11 protein-coding genes are annotated in these 19,995 nt (G+C 66.0%); 6 read left to right on the top strand and 5 right to left on the bottom strand.

Annotated elements, in window-relative coordinates; all coding sequences use genetic code 11:
- Positions 1-2: 2 nt before the first annotated feature.
- Positions 3-518: a GNAT family N-acetyltransferase gene (locus NX774_RS06590; RefSeq protein ID WP_258821352.1), complete on the top strand. Its 516-nt coding sequence runs from the start codon at positions 3-5 to the stop codon at positions 516-518.
- 6 nt (positions 519-524) lie between these two features.
- Here NX774_RS06590 and NX774_RS06585 read toward each other — a convergent pair whose 3' ends face one another.
- From NX774_RS06585 to NX774_RS06575, 3 genes are read right to left on the bottom strand one after another with little or no spacing between them, the layout of a single operon-like run.
- Positions 525-3,428: an MGH1-like glycoside hydrolase domain-containing protein gene (locus NX774_RS06585; RefSeq protein WP_258821351.1), complete on the bottom strand. Its 2,904-nt coding sequence runs from the start codon at positions 3,426-3,428 to the stop codon at positions 525-527.
- Between the two features lie 6 nt (positions 3,429-3,434).
- A complete protein-coding gene (locus NX774_RS06580) occupies positions 3,435-5,735 on the bottom strand; it encodes an amylo-alpha-1,6-glucosidase (RefSeq protein WP_258821350.1) in 2,301 nt (766 codons plus the stop codon).
- Complete coding sequence (locus tag NX774_RS06575) at positions 5,732-7,600, bottom strand: glycoside hydrolase family 13 protein (RefSeq protein WP_258821349.1); 1,869 nt, start codon at positions 7,598-7,600, stop codon at positions 5,732-5,734. Before NX774_RS06575 ends, NX774_RS06580 begins: the two co-directional genes overlap by 4 nt.
- 529 nt (positions 7,601-8,129) lie before the next feature.
- Here NX774_RS06575 and NX774_RS06570 point away from each other — a divergent pair.
- From NX774_RS06570 to NX774_RS06560, 3 genes are all read left to right on the top strand, one after another.
- Complete coding sequence (locus NX774_RS06570) at positions 8,130-10,883, top strand: TonB-dependent receptor (protein ID WP_258821348.1); 2,754 nt, start codon at positions 8,130-8,132, stop codon at positions 10,881-10,883.
- 171 nt (positions 10,884-11,054) lie between these two features.
- On the top strand, positions 11,055-12,674 hold the full coding sequence (locus NX774_RS06565; protein WP_258821347.1) for a L,D-transpeptidase family protein: 1,620 nt from the start codon (positions 11,055-11,057) through the stop codon (positions 12,672-12,674).
- Between the two features lie 62 nt (positions 12,675-12,736).
- Positions 12,737-14,503: a DEAD/DEAH box helicase gene (locus NX774_RS06560; RefSeq protein WP_258821346.1), complete on the top strand. Its 1,767-nt coding sequence runs from the start codon at positions 12,737-12,739 to the stop codon at positions 14,501-14,503.
- A gap of 110 nt (positions 14,504-14,613) precedes the next feature.
- Here the strand turns inward: NX774_RS06560 and NX774_RS06555 are convergent, their stop codons facing one another.
- Positions 14,614-15,462 (bottom strand): alpha/beta hydrolase, encoded by an 849-nt coding sequence (locus NX774_RS06555; RefSeq protein ID WP_258821345.1) that lies wholly within the window; start codon positions 15,460-15,462, stop codon positions 14,614-14,616.
- A gap of 13 nt (positions 15,463-15,475) precedes the next feature.
- On the bottom strand, positions 15,476-16,744 hold the full coding sequence (locus NX774_RS06550; protein WP_258821344.1) for an MFS transporter: 1,269 nt from the start codon (positions 16,742-16,744) through the stop codon (positions 15,476-15,478).
- Between the two features lie 204 nt (positions 16,745-16,948).
- Here NX774_RS06550 and NX774_RS06545 point away from each other — a divergent pair, with 204 nt between their 5' ends.
- Positions 16,949-18,268: an MFS transporter gene (locus tag NX774_RS06545; protein WP_258821454.1), complete on the top strand. Its 1,320-nt coding sequence runs from the start codon at positions 16,949-16,951 to the stop codon at positions 18,266-18,268.
- Between the two features lie 89 nt (positions 18,269-18,357).
- The gene (locus tag NX774_RS06540; RefSeq protein ID WP_258821343.1) at positions 18,358-19,989 is read left to right on the top strand and encodes an alpha-D-glucose phosphate-specific phosphoglucomutase; all 1,632 of its coding nucleotides are present in this window, start codon (positions 18,358-18,360) and stop codon (positions 19,987-19,989) included.
- The last annotated feature ends 6 nt before the right edge of the window (positions 19,990-19,995 follow it).

Genomic DNA, 19,995 nt, shown 5'->3' with positions numbered 1-19,995 from the left:
GCATGATCATCGCCGAAACCGAACGCCTTCGCCTGCGAACCATCACGCTGGACGAGGCGGACGTCGCCTTCCACCTCGCGCTGCTGAACGATCCGGCGTTCATCGAACATATCGGCGACCGCGGCGTGCGCACCATGGAAGAATCGCGCCACTACATCACCGACGGTCCGGTGGCGATGCACGAGCGGCACGGCCACTCGATGTACATGGTCGAACTGAAGGACAGCGGCACGCGGATCGGCATGTGCGGCCTGATCAAGCGCGACTTCCTGGAAGACGTGGACATCGGCTACGCCTTCATGCCCGAGTACCGCGGCCGGGGCTACGCGCTGGAGGCCGCGCGCGCCACCGTCGAGCACGCGCGCGCCCTCGGGATCAGGCGGCTGGCCGGCATCACAAGCCCCACCAACACCGCGTCGATCGAGCTGCTGCAAAAGCTCGGGCTGCGCTTCCAGCGCGTCATGTACAAGTCGCCGGAGGACACCGGCACCAACCTGTACCTCGCCGAACTGGCCTGACGCCGCTCAGCGCACCCGCAAGAGGCGCACGCCGTAGATGTCGAACCGGTTCGACGGCCCCTCCACGCCGCCGGCTGCGCTGAAGGTGCTGTTGCTGCGCAGGTAGCTCATGTTGTAGAAGTCCGAGAGCTCGAGCCGGTAGCTGCCGGGCGTGAGCGTGGCGGCGATCGGTGTGGAATACACCGTGGGCGTATCCGCTTTCTCGATGCGCGCGTGCGGCAGCTGCACCACACCCTCGGCCACGACTTGTCCGCTCGCGTCCTTCAGCGCGAGCCATTTCACGCCGCCGCTGATCCCCAGGTTCACTTGGTTGGCGCTATTGTGGTATCGCACCTGCACCGCATATTGGCCGGCCTGCCCGACACGGATCGCATCGACGGCGAACCGGTCGCCAAACCTGCCCCAGTCCTGGATGTGCGGCTGCGGGAAGCGCTGGCTTGGCGTGGCCAGCGGCACGCTGGACGAGACCCGCGCATCGGTGACAGGCACTTCGATGGCGGCGCCGATGCAGCGCGGGATGCCGTGGTGGCTGTAGTTGTTCGCGTCCTCATACACGGCTTCCACCGCGTAGCAGCCGGTGGCGCCGGCGTGATTGTCGGTCCATGCTCCGCTGTTGATGCCGGCGGCCACCAGCTTGCCGTCCCGGTACACGTTGTAGCGCGCATCGGCATTGCCGCCGTCCGCGATGTGGAGCACCGGCTTGCCGGCCGGCGCGCGTTCCAGGCGCGCGATCTGCGGCTCGCGCGGGCCAAAGACGGCGCGATCTTCGTCGTACGGGTTCGCGTTGACCCGACGGATTGACTGGTCACCCGCGACGAGCGCGCCCAGTTCGATGTCGATCGTACTGCCGTCCTTCAGTTCTTGCCAGGCGATGGCGGTGCGTGCCGGTTGGCCGTCGAGCATGATGCGCGCTACGCGGTAGTACCCGTTGCCCTGTTCGGCGCGTGGAAGATGCAGGCGCACTGCGACCGCCTTGCCCTGCAGGCGCAGGTTGTCGAGCGTGGCGACGCTGGACTGGCCGAACGCGCCGCGCCGCAGCCGGGCCGTGATGAAGGGCTTGATCTCGATGCCGTTTGCGGCCAGGTGAACGCCGAATATGTCCTCGATCACCATGCCAAGGTAGGCGCCGACCGACCACAGTTGCCGCCTGGAGCTGATGACCGGCCCGATCAGCGACGGGTGCTGTTCGTCGAGCAGCAGCGGCTGGCCGGACAGCCACTCCAGGTTCTCCATGTTCGACAGGTTAAGGGCGGCGCCGCGCATCAGGGTGTCGTAGGCTGCGTCGGCCACGCTCACGTTGCCGGTGCGCGCCGCGGCCCTGAGCCCGTACGCGGTGACGAACGGCCAGATCGCGCGGTTGTGATAGACAGGCATGCCTTGCTGCTGGGGCCAGATGACCGGCGCGCCCATCGGGCCGTGCGGATAGCTGGCCACGATGCTGCGCGCGCGGGCCGCGCCGGCCACCCCGGTGTCGATTGCCAGCGCCTGGCCGAGCCAGTCGAACTTGTGCATGGGCGCGCCGTCGAAATGGCCGGCGCTCAAGCTGCTGTACATGCCCGCATCGTCCAGCCACAGCCTGCGGTTGATGGATTGCTTCAGTTCGCGCGCCCAGCTTTCGTACCGCCCGGCGCGCGCCATCTCGCCCTGTTCGCGCGCCAGTTGCGCCGCCAGGGTCAAGGCTTTGTAGTGGCCCACGTTGGTGGACAGGGCCTTGGCGCTCGCCATCGACGCCAGGTCTGATGGAATCCACGCGGCATAGGACTGGTCGCGCCAGTCGAGGAAGGACTCCTCGCCCGTGTACAGGCCGGTGGCCTTGTCGAACGCGGCCAGCCGGTCGTTCTCGATCGTGTTCGACAGGGCCGTGAGCGCTGTACGGGCAAACGCGGCGCGTTCTGCCGGGGGCAGGGTGAGCAGCACCTTTTCGGCGGCATAGGCCCAGGTGACGCGGTCGGTGCTGACCGGCCAGCTGCCGCCGCTGCCGGTGTCCTGCACGACCTGCAGGCCATCGCTGCTGCCTGCAAGGTGCGGCGCGAGCGTCACGCCCGGTCGCCAACCCGAGAGCTTGAATTCGAGCGAGTTCCTCACGCGCTGCGGGTCGAGCATGGCGAGCCCCAGGTCGGCCGCGTAGGACAGGTCGCGCGTCCACACGTAGTGCCACTTCTCGCCGGTCTCGAAGCACTCGCAGGGGATCGGCGCGTTGCCGTTGTAGTTGCCATCCCTGATCTCGTGCACCGAGTCCTGCAGCATTTCGGCGCCGGCCAGCGCGAACAAGCCATCGAAGGCGAGGTTCCCGCTGCGCACGCGCGGCAGCGAGGCCGATTCGCGGTAGCGCACATGCTGCGGGCCGGGGTCGCGCAGCTGCATGGTGGTCGATTGCGTGTAGGTGCGCAGTGGCGCGGCGGGGTCATCGATTGAGAAGCGCGCGGTCTCGCGCTTGCCGTCCCAGGTGGAAAAGTCCAGCGACACAATCGGGTGCCCGGCATGCGGATCGGCCGCACTCACCGGTGCCGGACCCTCGACACGCGCGACACGCAGCACGGTGCTGGCCGGATCGGACACGTCCACCGTAAAGCGCCAGGTCGAGGTCTGCTTGACGAACAGGTAGTCCTCCGGGCCGGGATGGGTGTCCATGCGGTAGGGCTTGCCCGGCTCCACGGATACGCTGGCGGCCGGGTCGATCACCCACTCCGCGCCCCAGTCGCGGCTGCCGACCTTGAATGCGTGGTAGCCGGGGCTGACGAGGATGTCCGCCTCGTAGATGCCGTTGCCGCGCCAGGCCATCACGTTATCAAGGCCCCAGCCGTTGAAGGCGCCGCGGATGTAGATGTCGTTCTTGAGCGGCGTGCCGTCCGCGGCCAGTACCGCGGCGGGGATCAGGGCCGCGCCGAGCAGCCAGCGGAGTGGTTTCATATGAGCTTAGCGATAGTCGTTTCGTTCGACGATGCCCTTCAGGACATCGCGCCCGCGCAGCATCGGGAATGCCTCGGGGCGGTAGGCCTTCGGTTTCACGAAGTGCAGGTTGCCGATCAGGCCCGCGTAAGAAGGCTGTACCACGACGGCAGCAAGCGGCGCGCCGTCGATGCTGGCATGGCCGCTTGCGACCAAGAGCGTCGATGCCTTCCCTGGCGCGAGCGTGAACTCGACGACGGCACGGCTCTTGTCCGGACGGAGCAAGTCGAAGCGGACCTTGCGCGCAAGCTTGCCATCGAGCCGGAAGGTCCAGCGTTCTCCATGCCTGCGGTCGAAATCGACGGCAAGCGATTCACCCTGGCCAAACGGCAGGACGGCCGCAAAGCTGGTCCAGGCGGCGGGAATCGCTGGCGAGAACGCGAGCACGTCCTGCACCAGGTCCGGATGAAAACCCACATAGTCCTGGTAGGCGTTGCGCGCGTATTCGGCCACGCTCCACGACTGCGCAAACGTGCCGGACGGCTTGAGCCTGCCGCCCTCGTGCGGCAGCGCGTCCAGCAGTTCGCTCATATTGCCAAGGGTGCCGAGGTGCAGGATCTGGTCGCCCAGGTTTTGCGTCAGCCGCCATGACAAGTCCTGGTAGCCGAATTTGTTCAGCGCGGTCACGGTGAAGCCCGCGTTCCAGCCCCACACCGTGCCCTGGTGGTAGGCGGCATCCTTGTGGTGGAATGCGGGATTCTCGTGGCGCGGGTGGAAGTAGGGATCGTCCTGGCTGAGCGAGGCGATCCCGTAAGGGTAGAGCAGCTGCGAGACCGCATTGCGCGTGACCTGCGCCTGCACGGCGCGCGGCACGAAATCGTCGAACGGGATCGAGGCCAGCATCAGCTGGTTGGGCCGCAGCTTGGTGTCGCGGCTGCCGTCTTCGCGCAGGCGGTCCGCCATCGTGCGGCCGTCCCAGAACAGGCGCAGGAAGCTGGCGCGCGCCTGGTCCGCGCGCGCACTCCACTCGCGCGCATGTAGCTCGTCCCCGGCTTGCGCCGCGAACCATGCTCCTGCCTGCAGGGCGGTGTACCACAGCGCCTGGATCTCGACCGCGCGCGGGCCGCGTGCGGACCACGGCTGCTTGTTCGCGATGCGCGCGTCCATCCAGGTGTCGGCCGAATCGTGGCGCAGCAGGCCGTCGCTGTCCACGTAATTGGCGAAGGCGCCGTCGAAGTAGGGCACGGCCAGCTTGAGCATCTGCGCGGCGAATGCGCGGTCGCCCGTGTAGCGCACGTATTCGAGCGCCTCGCGCAGCATCCATGGCGTGCCGTCCACGGTGTTGTAGATGATGTCACCCAGGCCCACGCGGTTGGGGATGCGGCCATAGTCGCGCCCGCGCGGCTCGCCCAGGTTCTGGTAGTGCGCGAAATTGGCGAGCACCGCGCGCGCCTGGTCGAACTGGCCGGAGACCAGCAGCGTGCCAGGCAGGGCGATGAAGGTGTCGCGGCCCCAGTTCTCGCGGAACCACGGCAGCCCGGCCCAGATGCCGGCGCCATATTCATCGACCACGAACATATATGACGCCGCTTTGGCCCAGTTGAGCGCCTTGTTGTACTCGGCGTCGCTGGTCTGCAGCCAACTGCGGGTGAGGATCTGGTAGAGCGCGGCCTTTTCGAGTCCGATCGGGTCGCCCTGCGCGAGCGCGCGCGCCTTGCCTGCGGCCTCGTCTGCGGTGGCGGCAAACGCGGCCACGACCGTAAAGCGGTGTGCCGCAGCGGTGGTGCGCAGCACCAGCCGATCGTCATGGGTGAACGGCTGGTCCGCCGCCAGGGCCATGAACAGCGTCGCGCCCGGGCCAGGCGCGACGACGAGCACGCCGTCGCGCATCTCCACGGCGCCGCGTGTTGCCAGCAGCGGCTGCACGCCCAGTGCCTGCGCGCTCGGGCTTGTGACGGTAATCGCAAGCGCCTGCTGCTTCGACAGGAGCGCCATCTCTTCTGTTGCGCCGTTGTTAAAGCGCAGACGGTGGCCGTAGGGCAGCACCTGCTCCTGCCCGCGCGCGCGGTCGTTTTCACGCTCGCCAACCAAGCTTGTGTAGTCGCGGAAGATCGTGCCGCTCTTGAAGACGTAGCCTTCGCCCTTGCCGTGGCTGTGCGTGAAGCCTTCGTAATAGCCGGCCAGGTTGTCGCCCGCCACAAAGCGCGACTGCTGGCCAGCCGGCACGGTGATCGCCATCTGGTCGAACAGCGCATCCATGCCCGGGCGCTCGGCCGCGCCCAGCGGCAGCGCGCAGAGCGCGGCGACAGCGACGGCAAGACGCTTCATCGCGTGCCCGCAATCTGCAGGATGATTGCGGCGTGGGGCTGCAGTACCAGTTCGGTATCCAGCGCATAGGTCTTGCCGGTCAGGACATCGACACCGGATGGCGCGCCCTGCAGCATCTCCTGGAAGCGGCTGGTGGCCAGCCGGGTTTCCTTGGCGCTGGCGTTCAAGGCCACCATCACCTTGTCGTGATCGTCGTAGCGGAACCAGACGTAGGCGTCGTCCTCGGGACCGTAGTGCATCAGCTTCCCGTGGTGGATCACGGACTGCGTCTTGCGCCACTTGACCAGCTTGCGCACGAATTCCTGGGCTTCGCGCTGGCGCGGCGTGAGCCCGGTCCCCGTGAAGGCATTCACCTTGTCGCCGGCCCAGCCACCGGGGAAGTCGCGCCGGTAGCTCGAATCGTCGCGCTGGCCCACGGTGCTGGTCATCAGGATCTCGTCGCCGGTGTAGAACTGCGGGATGCGCGGCATCGTCATCACGAACACCAGGTCCATCTTGTACTTGTCGAAGTCCTCGCCCACCACGCTGTACAGGCGCGCCAGGTCGTGGTTGCCGTCGAAGAGGACCAGGTTGCCCGGGTCAGGGTAGAGATAGTCCAGCGACAGCGTCTCGTACACGTCGTTGAAGGTGTTCCAGGCCTCACCCTTGCCCGACAGCGCCTTGCGCATCGCCTCGGCCAGCGGGAAGTCCATCATGCTCGGCATGTGGCTCGCGTAGCCGTCGAAGTTGGCCTTGCCGCGCTGCCAGCGCGAGACCACGGGTGGCAGCATGCTCCATTCCTCGCCCACCATGTTCAGGCGCGGGTATTCGTCGGTCAGGCGGCGCGTGTAATCGGCCAGGAAGCGGCCGTCCGAATAGCTGAAGGTGTCGATGCGCAGGCCCGACAGCCCGGCGTACTCGATCCACCAGATGTTGTTCTGGATGAGGTAATTGGCCACCAGCGGGTTGGTCTGGTTCAGGTCCGGCATGCCGGGCGCGAACCAGCCGCGCGTGAAGTTCTCGGCATCCACGCGCGCGGCATACCTGTCCTGCACCGCCACCCGGTGGTGGTGGGTGGGCACGAACTTGCCGCCGTAGTTGACCCAGTCGGGCGTGGGCAGGTCCTTCATCCACCAGTGGCCGCTGCCGATGTGCGACAGCACCACGTCCTGGATCAGGCCGATGCCGTGCTTGCGCGCCTCGCGCGACAGGCGCAGGTAGTCGTCATTGCTGCCGTAGCGCGGGTCGATGCGGTAGTGGTCGGTCGCGGCGTAGCCGTGGTACGAGGCCGCCGGCTCGTCGCTTTCCAGCAGCGGCGTTGGCCACAGCTGGGTGAAGCCCAGGCCGGCGATGTAGTCGAGATGGTCGATGATGCCCTGGATGTCGCCGCCGTGGCGGCCGTGCCCGAGCGCGCGATCGAGCTTGTCGGCCAGGCCCGCGACGCTGTCGTTGCGCGGGTCGCCGTTGGCAAAACGGTCGGGCATGACCTGGTAGATCGCATCGCGGCTCGAAAAGCCCTGGCGCTGGGCCGAACCGGGCTCGCGCGCCAGCAGCCGGTACGCATGGTGCAGCTTGCGGCGAGCACCCTGGAACTCGATATCGAAGCTGCCCGGCGCCGCGCTGTCGTCGATGACGAGGTTGATGAACACGTAGTTACGGTTGGCCACCCGCGTGACCGACGCAATGCGCACGCCGGGGTAGGCGATGTGCGGTTCCAGGTCCGCGATGCGCTCGCCGTGCGCCATCAGCTGCAGCTCGTGGTGGCGCATGCCGACCCACCAGAATGGGGGCTCCATGTGGTCGATGGCGGGGGCGGGCGCCGCGCAGGCTGGAAGGGCAATGCTCGCAAACAGCAGGCTTGCGGCAAGTTTATTCTTGAAGTCCAAGGCGTCTCCGTTCACTCGGCTTAGTCACGCAGCAATAAAAGTAGCGTGACTACATCAATCGCCGGGTCCCATGGACAACCTGGCCCCAAGCGTTTTCGTTCGTATGGTGCTGAGAATACTATAGGAAATTGACAACATCAACGCGCGAGCGCCGCGCTTGCGCTAGTTTTGTTACAGTGCTTGCAGGCACCGATCGCCCAGCAGCGCCGTCCGAACAGCGAAAATCCTCGCACCGCTGTAGTGCAGTCCCGCCCCACGCCGGTGAAAAACAGAATGGATGTAGTACGACTACATCTGCATCTGTATATGTTTGTAGCTGAAATACAACGATAAAAGGCTTTCTCCCTAGAGAGAGCCAGAAAAGCCGGGGTATTGACGTAACATGAAGCAAGCCGCGTTGACAGTGCATCTAGTTTTAGTACAGAATCGTTGACGAACGTCTAAGAACGTTTGCTTCAGGCTCCCGCGTTGTTCTGGCCGCCGGCTGTAGTTCGGGAAAACAATAGATATCTGATGAGTGAGGGGACAAATGAATACTCTGGAAGGCAAGCGCGTCGCCAGCATCGATGGCAAGCTTGTGTTTAAGCTGAGCCCGGTGGCAGCAGGTTGCGCCGTGTTCCTGTCGGCGCTCTCCGCCAACGTGTACGCGCAGGACGCCCAGCAAGCTGCAGACGCCAATGGCGCGCCGGTCGAGAAGGTCGTCGTGACCGGCATCCGCCGCGGCATCGAAGATGCCATCTCGGTGAAGAAGAATTCAACCTCGATCGTCGAGGCGATTTCGGCTGAAGACATCGGCAAACTGCCGGACGTGAGCATCGCGGAATCGATCGCGCGCTTGCCGGGCCTGGCGGCGCAGCGGGTCGGTGGCCGCGCCCAGGTCATCAGCGTGCGTGGCCTGTCGCCCGATTTCTCGACCACCCTGCTCAACGGCCGCGAGCAAGTCAGCACCGGCGACAACCGCAGCGTCGAGTTTGACCAGTACCCGTCCGAGCTGCTCTCCGGTGTCACCATCTATAAGACGCCCGACGCATCGCTCGTCGGCCAGGGCCTGTCGGGCACGCTGGACATGCAGACTGTGCGTCCGCTGTCGTTCGGCACCCGTACCGTGGCCATGAATGCGCGAATGGAGAAGAATTCGCTTGGCGCGATCGCCAACGCCAAGTCGACCGGCAATCGCTTCTCGGTCAGCTACATCGACCAGTTCCTCGACCGCACGCTTGGTGTGGCGATTGGCTTTGCCCACCTCGACTCGCCCGTGCTGACCCACGAGACCGGCATGTACGAGCCGTGGAAGACCGACTCGCGTCCGGGCGTCCCGGCCAACACCTATATCATGGATGGCGTCAAGTCGGTGGCCCGCAGCGGCGACAACCGCCGTGACGGCCTGATGGGCGTGCTCCAGTACCGCCCGTCGCGCCAGTGGACCAGCATCCTCGACGTGTATGCTTCCAACTTCCACCGCGAAGAAACCGCCAACCAGATCGAGGTGAACCTCGGCGGCTGGAACGGCGGCTTCGACCCGGGCCTGATGTACAAGCCGGTCACCACCGCGAACGGCGTGTTGACGGGCGGCGTCGCGCAGAACGTGTACCCGCTGGTGCGCGGCATGTACAACGACCGCCACGACCAGATCCGCGCAACCGGCTGGAGCAACGAATTTACCTTTGACGGCTTCAAGCTGCTGGCCGACATGAGCTATTCGAAGGCCGAGCGCAATGAACTGAGCCTGGAGAACAATACCCAGATCAGCACCGTCTCGTCCACGCCGACGCCTTTCCTCGATAACATGACCCTGCGTTTCGGCATGGGCGGTTTCCCGACCATTGCCGGCACCCGCGACTACAGCAATCCCGCCAACCTGTTCGTGCGTGACACGATCTATGGTTCGGGCTACGGCAAGACTCCGCACGTGGACGACGAGCTCAAGAGCTTCAAGCTCAAGGCCAATATCCCGCTGGCCGGCGACCTGGCCGGCGTCATCGACAGCATCGACGTTGGCGTGAATTACTCGGACCGCGACAAGCGCAAGCGCCAGCCGGAAGGCAGCATCTCCCTCAAAGGCGCACCGACGACCATCCCGGGCGACCTGCAGTACTCGCCGGTTGACCTGAGCTTTTCGGGCTCGGGCTGGATTCCGGCCTGGAACGTGCCGGCCGTGGTGGCCAGGTACATGTCGTTCAATCCTAGCGACAGCGCGTCCTACCTGATCTCCAAGGGCTGGAACGTCAAGGAGAAGATCACCACCGGCTTCATCCAGGCCAACATCGACCACGACTTCGGCTCGGTCAGTCTGCGCGGCAATGCCGGTGTGCAGGTGCAGCGCGCCGACCAGTCGTCGTCCGCCAACTACTGGGACGGCACTGCCGCGGCCGGCAGCCAGGTCAAGCCGGTCAACGACGGCAAGACCTACACCGACGTGCTGCCGAGCCTGAACCTGGCATTTGGCCTGGCCAACGATCAGACCGTGCGCTTTGCCGCTGCCAAGCAGGTTGCGCGTCCGCGCGTGGACCAGCTGCGCTCGGCGCTGGACTTCGGTGTGAGCAATGTCGACTTCAAGCCGGGTGGCAGCGGCGGCAACGCCCAGCTCGACCCGTGGCGCGCCAACGCGTTCGACCTGTCGTACGAGAAGTACTTCGGCAAGAAGGCCTATCTGGCGGCCGGCGTGTTCCACAAGAAGCTGACCAGCTACATCTACACCCAGACCAAGACCTACGATTTCTCGAAGTACATCCCGGACACGATCGCCAAGACCCAGTACGGCAACTACACCGCGCCGTATAACGGCCAGGGCGGTACGCTCAAGGGTATCGAGCTGTCCGGCTCGCTGCCGCTGAACCTGGTTTCGCCGATGCTGGACGGCTTTGGCGTGATTGCCAGCGCCACCTACAGCGACAGCTCGATCAAGATCCAGGATCCGAGCAGCAGCATCGGCCAGGACATCCCGCTGCCGGGCCTGTCCAAGCACGTCACCAACCTGACCGTGTACTACGAGAAGGCTGGCTTCGAGGCACGCGTGAGCCAGCGCAAGCGTTCGGACTTCGTCGGCGAAATCGGCAACTTTGCCGCTGACCGCGCCCTGCGTTATGTCGTGGGCGAGAACGTGGTCGACATGCAGCTCGGTTACACCTTCGACTCGGGCATGCTGAAGAATGTTGGCCTGCTGTTGCAGGTGAACAATCTGACCAATGCCGCGTACGAAACCTACGCCGCGCGCCGCGACCAGCAGCTGGAATACCAGAAATACGGCCGCACGATGCTGGTGGGATTGAACTACAAGTTCTGATCCCGTCCTGGCCGCCCGCCGGCCATCACGCCCAAATGCCGTTCAGCCTGGCCTGAACGGCATTTTTATTTTGTGGCGCGAAAGGTTTACGCAGCTTGCCACCTGCGCGACAATGGTCGTTGCCATTGCATCTCGTTACAGCTCGCGGCGAAAGCCCGGCACCCGCACCATATGCTTCGACAGCACCTACAGGCGGCCATCGCGCTCGCCGCCATCCTTTTCGGCAATCCGGGAGCCGCGCCGGCGCAAGAGCGACCGGATCAGGCCCTTGTACGGACGCTCGCATCCGCACCGCTGCAAGTTTCCACCGCCCACGCCTGGAACGGGCGCGACTGGCTCGACCGCTTTTATGCGCCGCGCGGCTACGCGCCGGCCTGGAATCGCCAGCAGGCCGAGGCCGCGCTCGCGCTCCTCGAACAGGCCCCCGCGGAAGGGCTCGACCCCGGCGACTACCAGGCCGATGAGCTGCGCCGCCTGCTGGACGACGCGCAGGCCAGCCAGGCCCGCCGTGACGTCGCGTTCACGGCTGCCATGCTGCACTACCTGGCGGACCTGCGGCTGGGACGGGTTCGCTCCGAATACCACACCGCCGGCACGGACCCGCGCCTGGCGCACTTCGACCCGGTGGAGCTGCTGCGCGGCGCACTCGGCAAGGCTAGCCTGGCCGACGCCGTGGCAGCCGCCGAGCCGCAGGTGCCGCTGTACGGCCGCGTGAAGCAGGCGCTGGCCCGCTACCGCGAGCTCGCACGCGAGCCCCAGCCGCGCCTGCCGTCGCCTCGCAAGACGGTCGCGGTTGGCGACGTGTACGCGGCCGTGGACGAGCTGCATGACCGGCTGGTGCTGCTGGGCGACCTGGCAGGCGACGAGCCCGGGCCGCAGGACGGGCTGTACGACGCCACGCTGGCCGAGGGCGTGCGGCGCTTCCAGGGACGGCATGGCCTGCCGGAGACAGGTGAACTTGGCGCCGCCACCGTGGCCGCGCTCAACGTGCCGCTGGCCCAGCGCGTGCGCGAGCTGGAGCTCACGCTCGAGCGCTTGCGCTGGATTCCCGACCTGCCGGCCGGCCCCATGGTCGCGGTCAACCTGCCGGCCTACCGGCTGTGGGCCTTCGACCGCGCCAACCCGGCCGCGCAGCCGCTCGAGATGCGCGTGATCGTTGGCCAGGCCGTGAAGACGCCGACGCCGCTGTTCATCGGGCAGATGCGCTACCTCGAATTCAACCCGTACTGGAACGTCCCGCGCAGCATCACGCTCAAGGAAGTGATTCCCAAGCTCGAACGCAATCACGGCTACCTGGCCACCAATGACATGGAGCTGGTCGGGCAGGGCGGCGTGACGACCACGGTGAGCGCGGAAACCATCGCCGAGCTCAGGTCGGGCAAGCTGCGCGTGCGCCAGCGTCCGGGACCCAGGAATTCGCTTGGCGCGATCAAGTTCGCCATGCCCAACCCGCAGGACATCTACCTGCACTCGACGCCGAATCGCGAGTTCTTCCTCAAGTCGCGCCGGGACCTGAGCCATGGCTGCATCCGCGTCGAACAGCCGGCCGAGCTGGCGCGCTTTGTGCTGCGCAACGATCCGCGTTGGGACATCGACCAGATCCAGGCTGCGCTGCAGCCAGGCCCGACGCGCCGCGTGGACTTGCCCGCGACGGTGCCGGTGGTGCTGTTCTACGCAACGGCGCTGGCCGGGCGCGACGGCAAAGCGCTGTTTGCGCGCGACATCTACCGTCGCGATCCGCAGCTGGAGCAGGCGCTGAAAGAGCATAGCGACGCGGCGGCGTCCAAATAGTGCCCTCGGTATCGGGCCGACAGAGTAAACTGTCGGTCTTTTAGCACCGAAGAATCACTCCCATGCCTGATACCTCTCCTGCCGCGTTTGCCGAGCTTAACCTTCCCGCGTCCGTACTGAAGGCGCTTCGCGAGCTTGGCTACGAAACGCCTTCGCCGATCCAGGCCGCCACCATTCCCTTGCTGATGCAGGGGCGCGACGTGCTCGGCCAGGCGCAAACCGGCACCGGCAAGACGGCGGCGTTCGCCCTGCCGATCGTGGCGACGCTCGACATCAGGCAGCACGCGCCGCAGGCGCTGGTGCTCGCGCCCACGCGCGAACTGGCGATCCAGGTCGCCGAAGCGTTCCAGAGCTACGCCTCGCACACCAAGAATTTCCACGTCCTGCCGATCTACGGCGGCCAGAGCTACGGCCCGCAGCTGGCGGCGCTGCGCCGCGGCGTGCACGTCGTCGTCGGCACGCCGGGCCGGGTGATCGACCATATCGAAAAAGGCTCGCTCGACCTGTCGCAGCTGAAGACGCTGGTGCTGGACGAAGCGGATGAGATGCTGCGCATGGGCTTCATCGACGACGTCGAGCACATCCTGCAGCAGACGCCCGAGGGGCGCCAGACCGCGCTGTTCTCGGCCACCATGCCGCCGCAGATCAAGCGCATCGCCAAGACCTACCTGCGCGACGCGGCCGAGGTCACGGTGGCGGCCAAGACCAGCACCGCCGAAAACATCACGCAGCGCTACTGGCTGGTGGCGGGCATGCAAAAGCTCGACGCGCTCACCCGCATTCTGGAAGCCGAACCGTTCGACGGCATGATCATCTTCGCGCGCACCAAGCTGGGCACCGAGGAGCTGGCCAGCAAACTGCAGGCGCGCGGCTTTGCGGCCGCCGCCATCAACGGCGACATGGCGCAGCAGCAGCGCGAGCGCACCATCGACCAGCTCAAGGACGGCCGCATCGACATCCTGGTGGCCACCGACGTCGCCGCGCGCGGACTGGACGTGGAACGCATCAGCCACGTGATCAACTACGACGTGCCGTCCGACCCCGAAAGCTACACCCACCGCATCGGCCGCACCGGGCGCGCCGGCCGCAGCGGCGAGGCGATCCTGTTCATCACGCCGCGCGAGCGCGGGCTGCTCAAGGCCATCGAGCGCGCCACGCGCCAGCCGGTGTCGCCGCTCACGCTGCCGACGGTGAAGGCGGTGAACGAGGTGCGCATCGCCAAATTCAAGGACCAGATCACCGAAACGCTGGCCGCCGGCGGACTGGAGGTGTTCCGCTCGCTGATCGAGGAATACGAGCGCGAGCAGGACGTGCCGGCGGTGGACATTGCCGCCGCGCTGGCCAAGCTGGGCCGGGGCGACATGCCGCTGCTGCTGGAAAAGCCGGAACGCGAGCCGCGCCCGGAACCCACCTGGGACGAGCGCAACCAGCGCGCACCGCGCGGCGAAGCGGCGCCGGGCTACAAGCGTGAGCGCGTGGCCCACACGCCCGAGGCTGGGATGGGGACCTACCGCATCGAGGTGGGGCATGTACATGGCGTCAAGCCGGGCAACATCGTCGGCGCGATCGCCAACGAGGCTGGCATCAACGCCAAGCACATCGGCCGCATCGAGATCTACGACGACTTCAGCATGCTCGACCTGCCGGCCGACCTGCCGCCGGACCTGATGGAGCACCTGAAAAAGGTGTGGGTGGCTGGGCAGCAGCTCAACATCACCCGGGATGGCGAAGCGCCTGCGCCCAAGAAGGCCGGTGCGAAGAAGGGCGGCGATCGCCGCTTTGCGGAGAAGGGCAACGGCAAGAAGCCGTACCGCAAAGCCCAATCCTGATCACGTCGTCCCGCGGAGGCGGGGACCCATGCTGAGCATGGTCAGCCAGCGGCGTCAGGCGACGAGGTTGCGCAAACGGTCCACGGGTCCCCGCCTCCGCGGGGACGACGTTATTTGGTGGTGGGGGAGAACAGCCACAGCACGGCCTCCTTGAACTCACCGCTCCAGAAGCCCTCGTTGTGATGCGCCCCCGGCACGATTTTCAGCACCATGTGGTCCGCGGGCAGTCCTGTGTTGCGCACCACCTGCGCCATGTGCTGCACGTCCGGCACCATGGTGTCGCCTTCGTCCCCGCCCATCAGCATGTACACGCGCGCATCCCTGGGCAGCGGCGTGCGCGCGACAAAGCCGTATGACTGCGGCGCCGTCCAGTAGGCGGGCGAGAACACGCCGGCCTTGCTGAACACCTTGGGATACTGGTTGATCGCAAAGTGCGAGATCAACCCGCCCATCGAGCTGCCCATGATGGCAGTGTGTTCGCGGTCGGGCAGCGTGCGGTAGCTGCTGTCGATGAGCGGCTTGACGACCTTGACGATGAAGTCCATGTACTGCCGCCCTTCGGCGGGCCCGAAGCGCGGGTTGTCCCACGCATTGAGCTCGTTCATCCGCTTGTCCTGCCCGTTGTCGATGCCGACCACGATCAGTTCCAGCTTGCCCGCCTTCGCCAGCGCATCGAGCGTTTCGTCCACCTTCCATTCGCCCGCGTACGAGGTGGCGTCGTCGAACAGGTTCTGCGCGTCGTGCATGTACAGCACCGGGTAGCGCTTGTGCGAGCTGGCGTAACCGGGCGGCAGGTAGATGCGCAGCTGGCGCTGGCGCCCAAGGCCCGGCATCTCCAGCTGCGTGGGCAGCAGCGAAACCCCGGGCAGGGCGGTGGACGGTCGCGCCGGTACATCGGCCGCATTGGCTTGCAAGGCGATGATGGTGAAGGCGGCAAGGGCTGCCTTGAGTGCATTCATGGTCGTGCTCCTTTCAGTGTGCCGATACCGGCTGCGCGGCGCTCGCCGCCACGTTCTTGCTGTCGCTGACCAGGCACCACAGCAGCGCGGAGACGGCCAGGCACGCGGCGCAGATATAGAACAGCAAGCTCTTGTCGGCGGCGTCCTTGAGCGCGAAGCCAACCTGGGTCGAGAGCAGCTGCGGCAGCACCACGGACAAGTTGAACAGGCCCATGAAGAAGCCCATGCGGCTCTTGTCCACCTTTTCGCTCATCACCGCGAACGGCAGGGACACCACGGCGGCCCAGCCGATGCCGACCACCGCCATCAGCACATACAACATTGGGGCGCTGCGCGCGGCCAGCGCAATGGCCAGGTAAGCCGCTGCCATCGTCGCCACGCACGCCACGTGCACGCGCACGCGGCCAAAGCGCGCCACCAGCGGCGCCAGCACCGCCGCCGGCAGGATGAAGCCGACCACGTTCATCACCGCGAACGAAATCGCAATCACCCGCCCGGACTGGCCCGCGGCGTCGGCCGAGCCGGCGGCGACGATGTGCTGCTGGATGAACGAGATGATGTACACGAACATCGACTGCACGCCCAGCCAGGTGAAGCCGTGCGCGAGGAAGATGCGCCACAGCTGGCTCCATTCGGTCGTGGTGGCAGCCTGCGTTTCGGCCGGGGCCAGCTCGCGCGGCTCCTCGACCAGGAACATCGGCAGCACCGAGAACGCCAGCACCAGCACCACGCCCATCGAAATGAGCGCATAGTTGTCGATGAAGGCGCCGACCAGGTAGGCCATCACGCCCCAGAAGCCGGAGATGGTCTGCATCCACGTGTAGCCGCGCGTGCGCGCGTCGCCCTCGGGCGTGAGGTCGGCGATCAGCGAGCGGGTTGGGTTGAAGCTGATGTTGATCGAGATGTCGAGCGTGAGCGCCACCATCACCGCGACCACCAGCAGGTTGCCCACGCCGAGCATGCTCGCCACAAGGTCGATGCGAGGCAGCAGGAACAGCGACAGCGCTGCCAGCGCTCCACCGATCAGGATGAACGGCCGCCGCCGCCCGCCCCAGAACCAGGTGCCATCGCTGATCAGGCCGATGATCATCTGGCCCAGGATGCCCGCGGCCGGCCCGGCCGCCCACACCACGCCGATCTCGTGGATGTCGAGGTGGTATTTGGTCGAGAGCAGCCAGGACAGCGCCGAGATCTGGATGCACAGCGCGGTGCCCATCGCCGTGGCTGGCAAGCTGATGACCGTGTAGAAGAAGTTCGAGAGGCGCCTTTGCATCGGCAGCATGTGATGTCCCCGTCCTGTTGTTGTGTTGTTTGACTACAAAACGCCGGTGTGGCGATGCGGTCATCCCGATTCTACAATGGAAACTGTTCAATTGACACTCAGAAATCGCCATGTTATTTTGCTACAAAACATGGCCCAGCCTGCCAGCGCAAGACATCAAGCGCCCGAGCTCAAGGGGCGTCACCGGAGACACATCAAGTGGAAATGCAAACCAACGCGCTCAAGCCGCGCCTGTCGTTCTGGCAGCTGTGGAACATGAGCTTCGGCTTCTTCGGCATCCAATTCGGCTTTGCGCTGCAAAACGCCAACACCAGCCGCATCTTCACCACGCTGGGCGCCAACCCCGACAACCTGTCCCTGTTCTGGCTGGCCGCGCCGGTCACGGGCCTGTTGGTGCAGCCGGTGATCGGCTACCTGTCCGATAACACCTGGCACCCGCGCTGGGGCCGTCGCCGCCCGTTCTTCTTCGCCGGCGCGCTGATGGCCGCGCTGGCGCTGTTCCTGATGCCTAATTCGACCGCGCTTTGGATGGCGGTGGCCGTGCTGTGGATGATGGATGCGGCGATCAACGTATCGATGGAGCCGTTCCGCGCTTTTGTCGGCGACAAGCTCGACGAATCGCAGCGCACCGCGGGCTTCGCGATGCAGACCTTCTTCATCGGCGTGGGCGCGGTGATCGCGTCGATGCTGCCCACGATCTTTGCGGACTACCTGGGCGTATCCAACGTGCCGGTGGGCGGCGGCATCCCTGATACCGTACGCTACTCGTTCTACATCGGCGGCCTGGTATTCCTGCTGGCCGTGAGCTGGACCGTGCTGACGGCCGACGAACTGCCGCCGGAGGACCTGGAGGGCTTCAAGGTGCAGCGCAAGCACGCGCGCCGCTTTGGCGTGGCGCTGTCGGAGATTTTCGGCGGCTTCCTGCGCATGCCGCGCACCATGGTGCAGCTGGCCTTTGTCCAGTTCTTCACGTGGATCGCGCTGTTCGCCATGTGGATCTACACCACCAACGGCGTGGCCGAAAACGTGTACGGCACCGCCAACGCGCAGTCGGCACAGTTCCAGGATGCGGCCAACTGGGTCGGCATCATGTTCGCTGTGTATAACGGCGTGTCCGCGCTGGCCGCCTTCGTGCTGCCGGCACTGGCGCGCGCAACCAGCCGCAAGATGGTGCACGCGCTGTGCCTGGCCGTTGGGGGCGCGAGCCTCATCAGCCTGTACTTCATCACGCACAAAGAGACGCTGGTCCTGCCGATGATCGGCGTGGGCCTGGCCTGGGCCAGCATCCTGTCAATGCCGTACGCGATTTTGGCGGGCTCGCTGCCGGCGCGGCGCATGGGCTACTACATGGGACTGTTTAACTTCTTTGTGGTGATCCCGCAGATCTGCAGCGGCACCCTGCTGGGCTTCGCCAACAAGTACCTGTTCGACGGCCACACGATCCGCCTGCTGGTGCTGGGTGGCGCGAGCATGCTGCTCGCCGCCGTGCTGACCCTGTTCGTGACCGACAAGTCGGACAGCTGACCAGTCCTGCGCCGCGATTTTCGCTCCTGTCGTATCGTGAAGGTTTGACAACAAACCATGACGAGACCGAATCGGGACAGGAGCGAAGCATGACAATCCACACCGTAGCGACAAGCCCGTTCAGCGGCCAGCGCCCCGGCACTTCCGGGCTGCGCAAGAAGGTCACCGAATTCCAGACGCCTGGCTACCTCGAAAATTTTGTCGAAGCGATTTTCACGACCCTGGGCGACTGCTCGGGGCTTACCCTGGCGCTGGGCGGCGACGGCCGCTACTTCAACCGCACCGCGATCCAGGTCATTTTGCGCATGGCGGCGGCGCACGGCGTGGCCAGAATGCTGGTCGGGCGGCGCGGCCTCATGTCCACGCCCGCCGTGAGCTGCGTGATCCGCAAGCGCGGCGCCAACGGCGGCATCGTGCTCTCGGCCAGCCACAACCCGGGCGGGCCGCACGGGGACTTCGGCATCAAGTACAACATCGAGAACGGCGGGCCGGCGCCAGAGAAGATCACCGAAGCCATTTTCGCCAACACCCACGCGCTCACCAGCTACCGCATCAGCGACGCGCCGCCGGTGGACATCGACACCATCGGCAAAACGCGCATCGAGTCGATGGAGGTCGAGGTGATCGACCCCGTGGCCGACTACGCCGGGCTGATGGAAAGCCTGTTCGACTTTGGCGCGATTCGCGCCCTGTTTGCGCGCGGTTTCACGATGCGCTTTGACGGCATGCACGCCGCGTCTGGCCCGTACGCAAAGGCGATCATCGAGGGCATGCTGGGCGCACCTGCCGGCACCGTGATCAATGCCGAACCGCTGGAAGACTTCGGTGGCCACCACCCCGACCCGAACCCGGTCAACGCGGCCGAGCTGATCGCACTGATGGCGGGGGCAAGCGCGCCCGATTTTGGCGCCGCATCCGACGGCGACGGGGACCGCAACATGATCGTCGGCCGCAACTTCGTGGTCACGCCGTCGGACAGCCTGGCCATCATCGCCGCCAATGCGACGGTGGCGCCGGGCTACCGCGAGGGCATCCGTGGCATCGCCCGTTCCATGCCCACCTCGACCGCCGCCGACCGCGTGGCTGAGGCGCTGGGCGTGAGCTGCTTCGAAACGCCCACCGGCTGGAAGTACTTCGGCAACCTGATGGACGCGGGCCTTGCCACGCTGTGCGGCGAGGAGAGCTATGGCACCGGATCGAGCCACATCCGCGAAAAGGATGGCGTGTGGGCGGTGCTGTTCTGGCTGAACATCCTGGCCGCAACCGGCAAGAGCGTGCCGCAGCTCGTGCGCGAACACTGGCAGCGTTTCGGGCGCAACTACTACTCGCGCCATGATTACGAAGCCGTGGACCCGGCTGCCGCGGAAGACGTGATGGCGGACCTGCGCCACAAGCTCCCGCTCCTGGCCGGACACACTTACGGCGGGCACCGCATCGCGCTGGCCGACGATTTCGCCTACACCGACCCGGTGGACAAGTCGGTCGCCATGCACCAGGGGATCCGCATCGTGATGACCGACGGCTCGCGCATCGTGCTGCGCCTGTCGGGCACCGGTACCGAAGGGGCGACCGTGCGGCTGTACCTCGAGCGCTACGAGGCCGACACGGCGCGCCACGATCTCGATACGCAGGAAGCACTGGCCCCACTGGCGGCGATCGCCGAACAGATCTCCGGGCTGCGCAAGCGCACCGGCCGCGAGCGGCCCAGCGTCATCACATGATTCGAC

The organism is Massilia agilis, from assembly GCF_024756255.1.
In the GTDB taxonomy this organism is placed as follows: domain Bacteria; phylum Pseudomonadota; class Gammaproteobacteria; order Burkholderiales; family Burkholderiaceae_D; genus Telluria; species Telluria agilis.
Note: the sequence above shows the minus strand (reverse complement) of the source record. Positions and strands in the feature narration are given on the sequence as shown.

What these genes read in the sequence shown, in the direction of transcription:
- NX774_RS06555 (WP_258821345.1), bottom strand. Translation starts at nt 15,462, where the DNA reads ATGAATGCACTCAAGGCAGCCCTTGCCGCCTTCACCATCATCGCCTTG.
- NX774_RS06565 (WP_258821347.1), top strand. Translation starts at nt 11,055, where the DNA reads ATGCTTCGACAGCACCTACAGGCGGCCATCGCGCTCGCCGCCATCCTT.
- NX774_RS06580 (WP_258821350.1), bottom strand. Translation starts at nt 5,735, where the DNA reads ATGAAGCGTCTTGCCGTCGCTGTCGCCGCGCTCTGCGCGCTGCCGCTG.
- NX774_RS06590 (WP_258821352.1), top strand. Translation starts at nt 3, where the DNA reads ATGATCATCGCCGAAACCGAACGCCTTCGCCTGCGAACCATCACGCTG.
- NX774_RS06585 (WP_258821351.1), bottom strand. Translation starts at nt 3,428, where the DNA reads ATGAAACCACTCCGCTGGCTGCTCGGCGCGGCCCTGATCCCCGCCGCG.
- NX774_RS06570 (WP_258821348.1), top strand. Translation starts at nt 8,130, where the DNA reads ATGAATACTCTGGAAGGCAAGCGCGTCGCCAGCATCGATGGCAAGCTT.
- NX774_RS06545 (WP_258821454.1), top strand. Translation starts at nt 16,949, where the DNA reads ATGCAAACCAACGCGCTCAAGCCGCGCCTGTCGTTCTGGCAGCTGTGG.
- NX774_RS06560 (WP_258821346.1), top strand. Translation starts at nt 12,737, where the DNA reads ATGCCTGATACCTCTCCTGCCGCGTTTGCCGAGCTTAACCTTCCCGCG.
- NX774_RS06540 (WP_258821343.1), top strand. Translation starts at nt 18,358, where the DNA reads ATGACAATCCACACCGTAGCGACAAGCCCGTTCAGCGGCCAGCGCCCC.
- NX774_RS06550 (WP_258821344.1), bottom strand. Translation starts at nt 16,744, where the DNA reads ATGCTGCCGATGCAAAGGCGCCTCTCGAACTTCTTCTACACGGTCATC.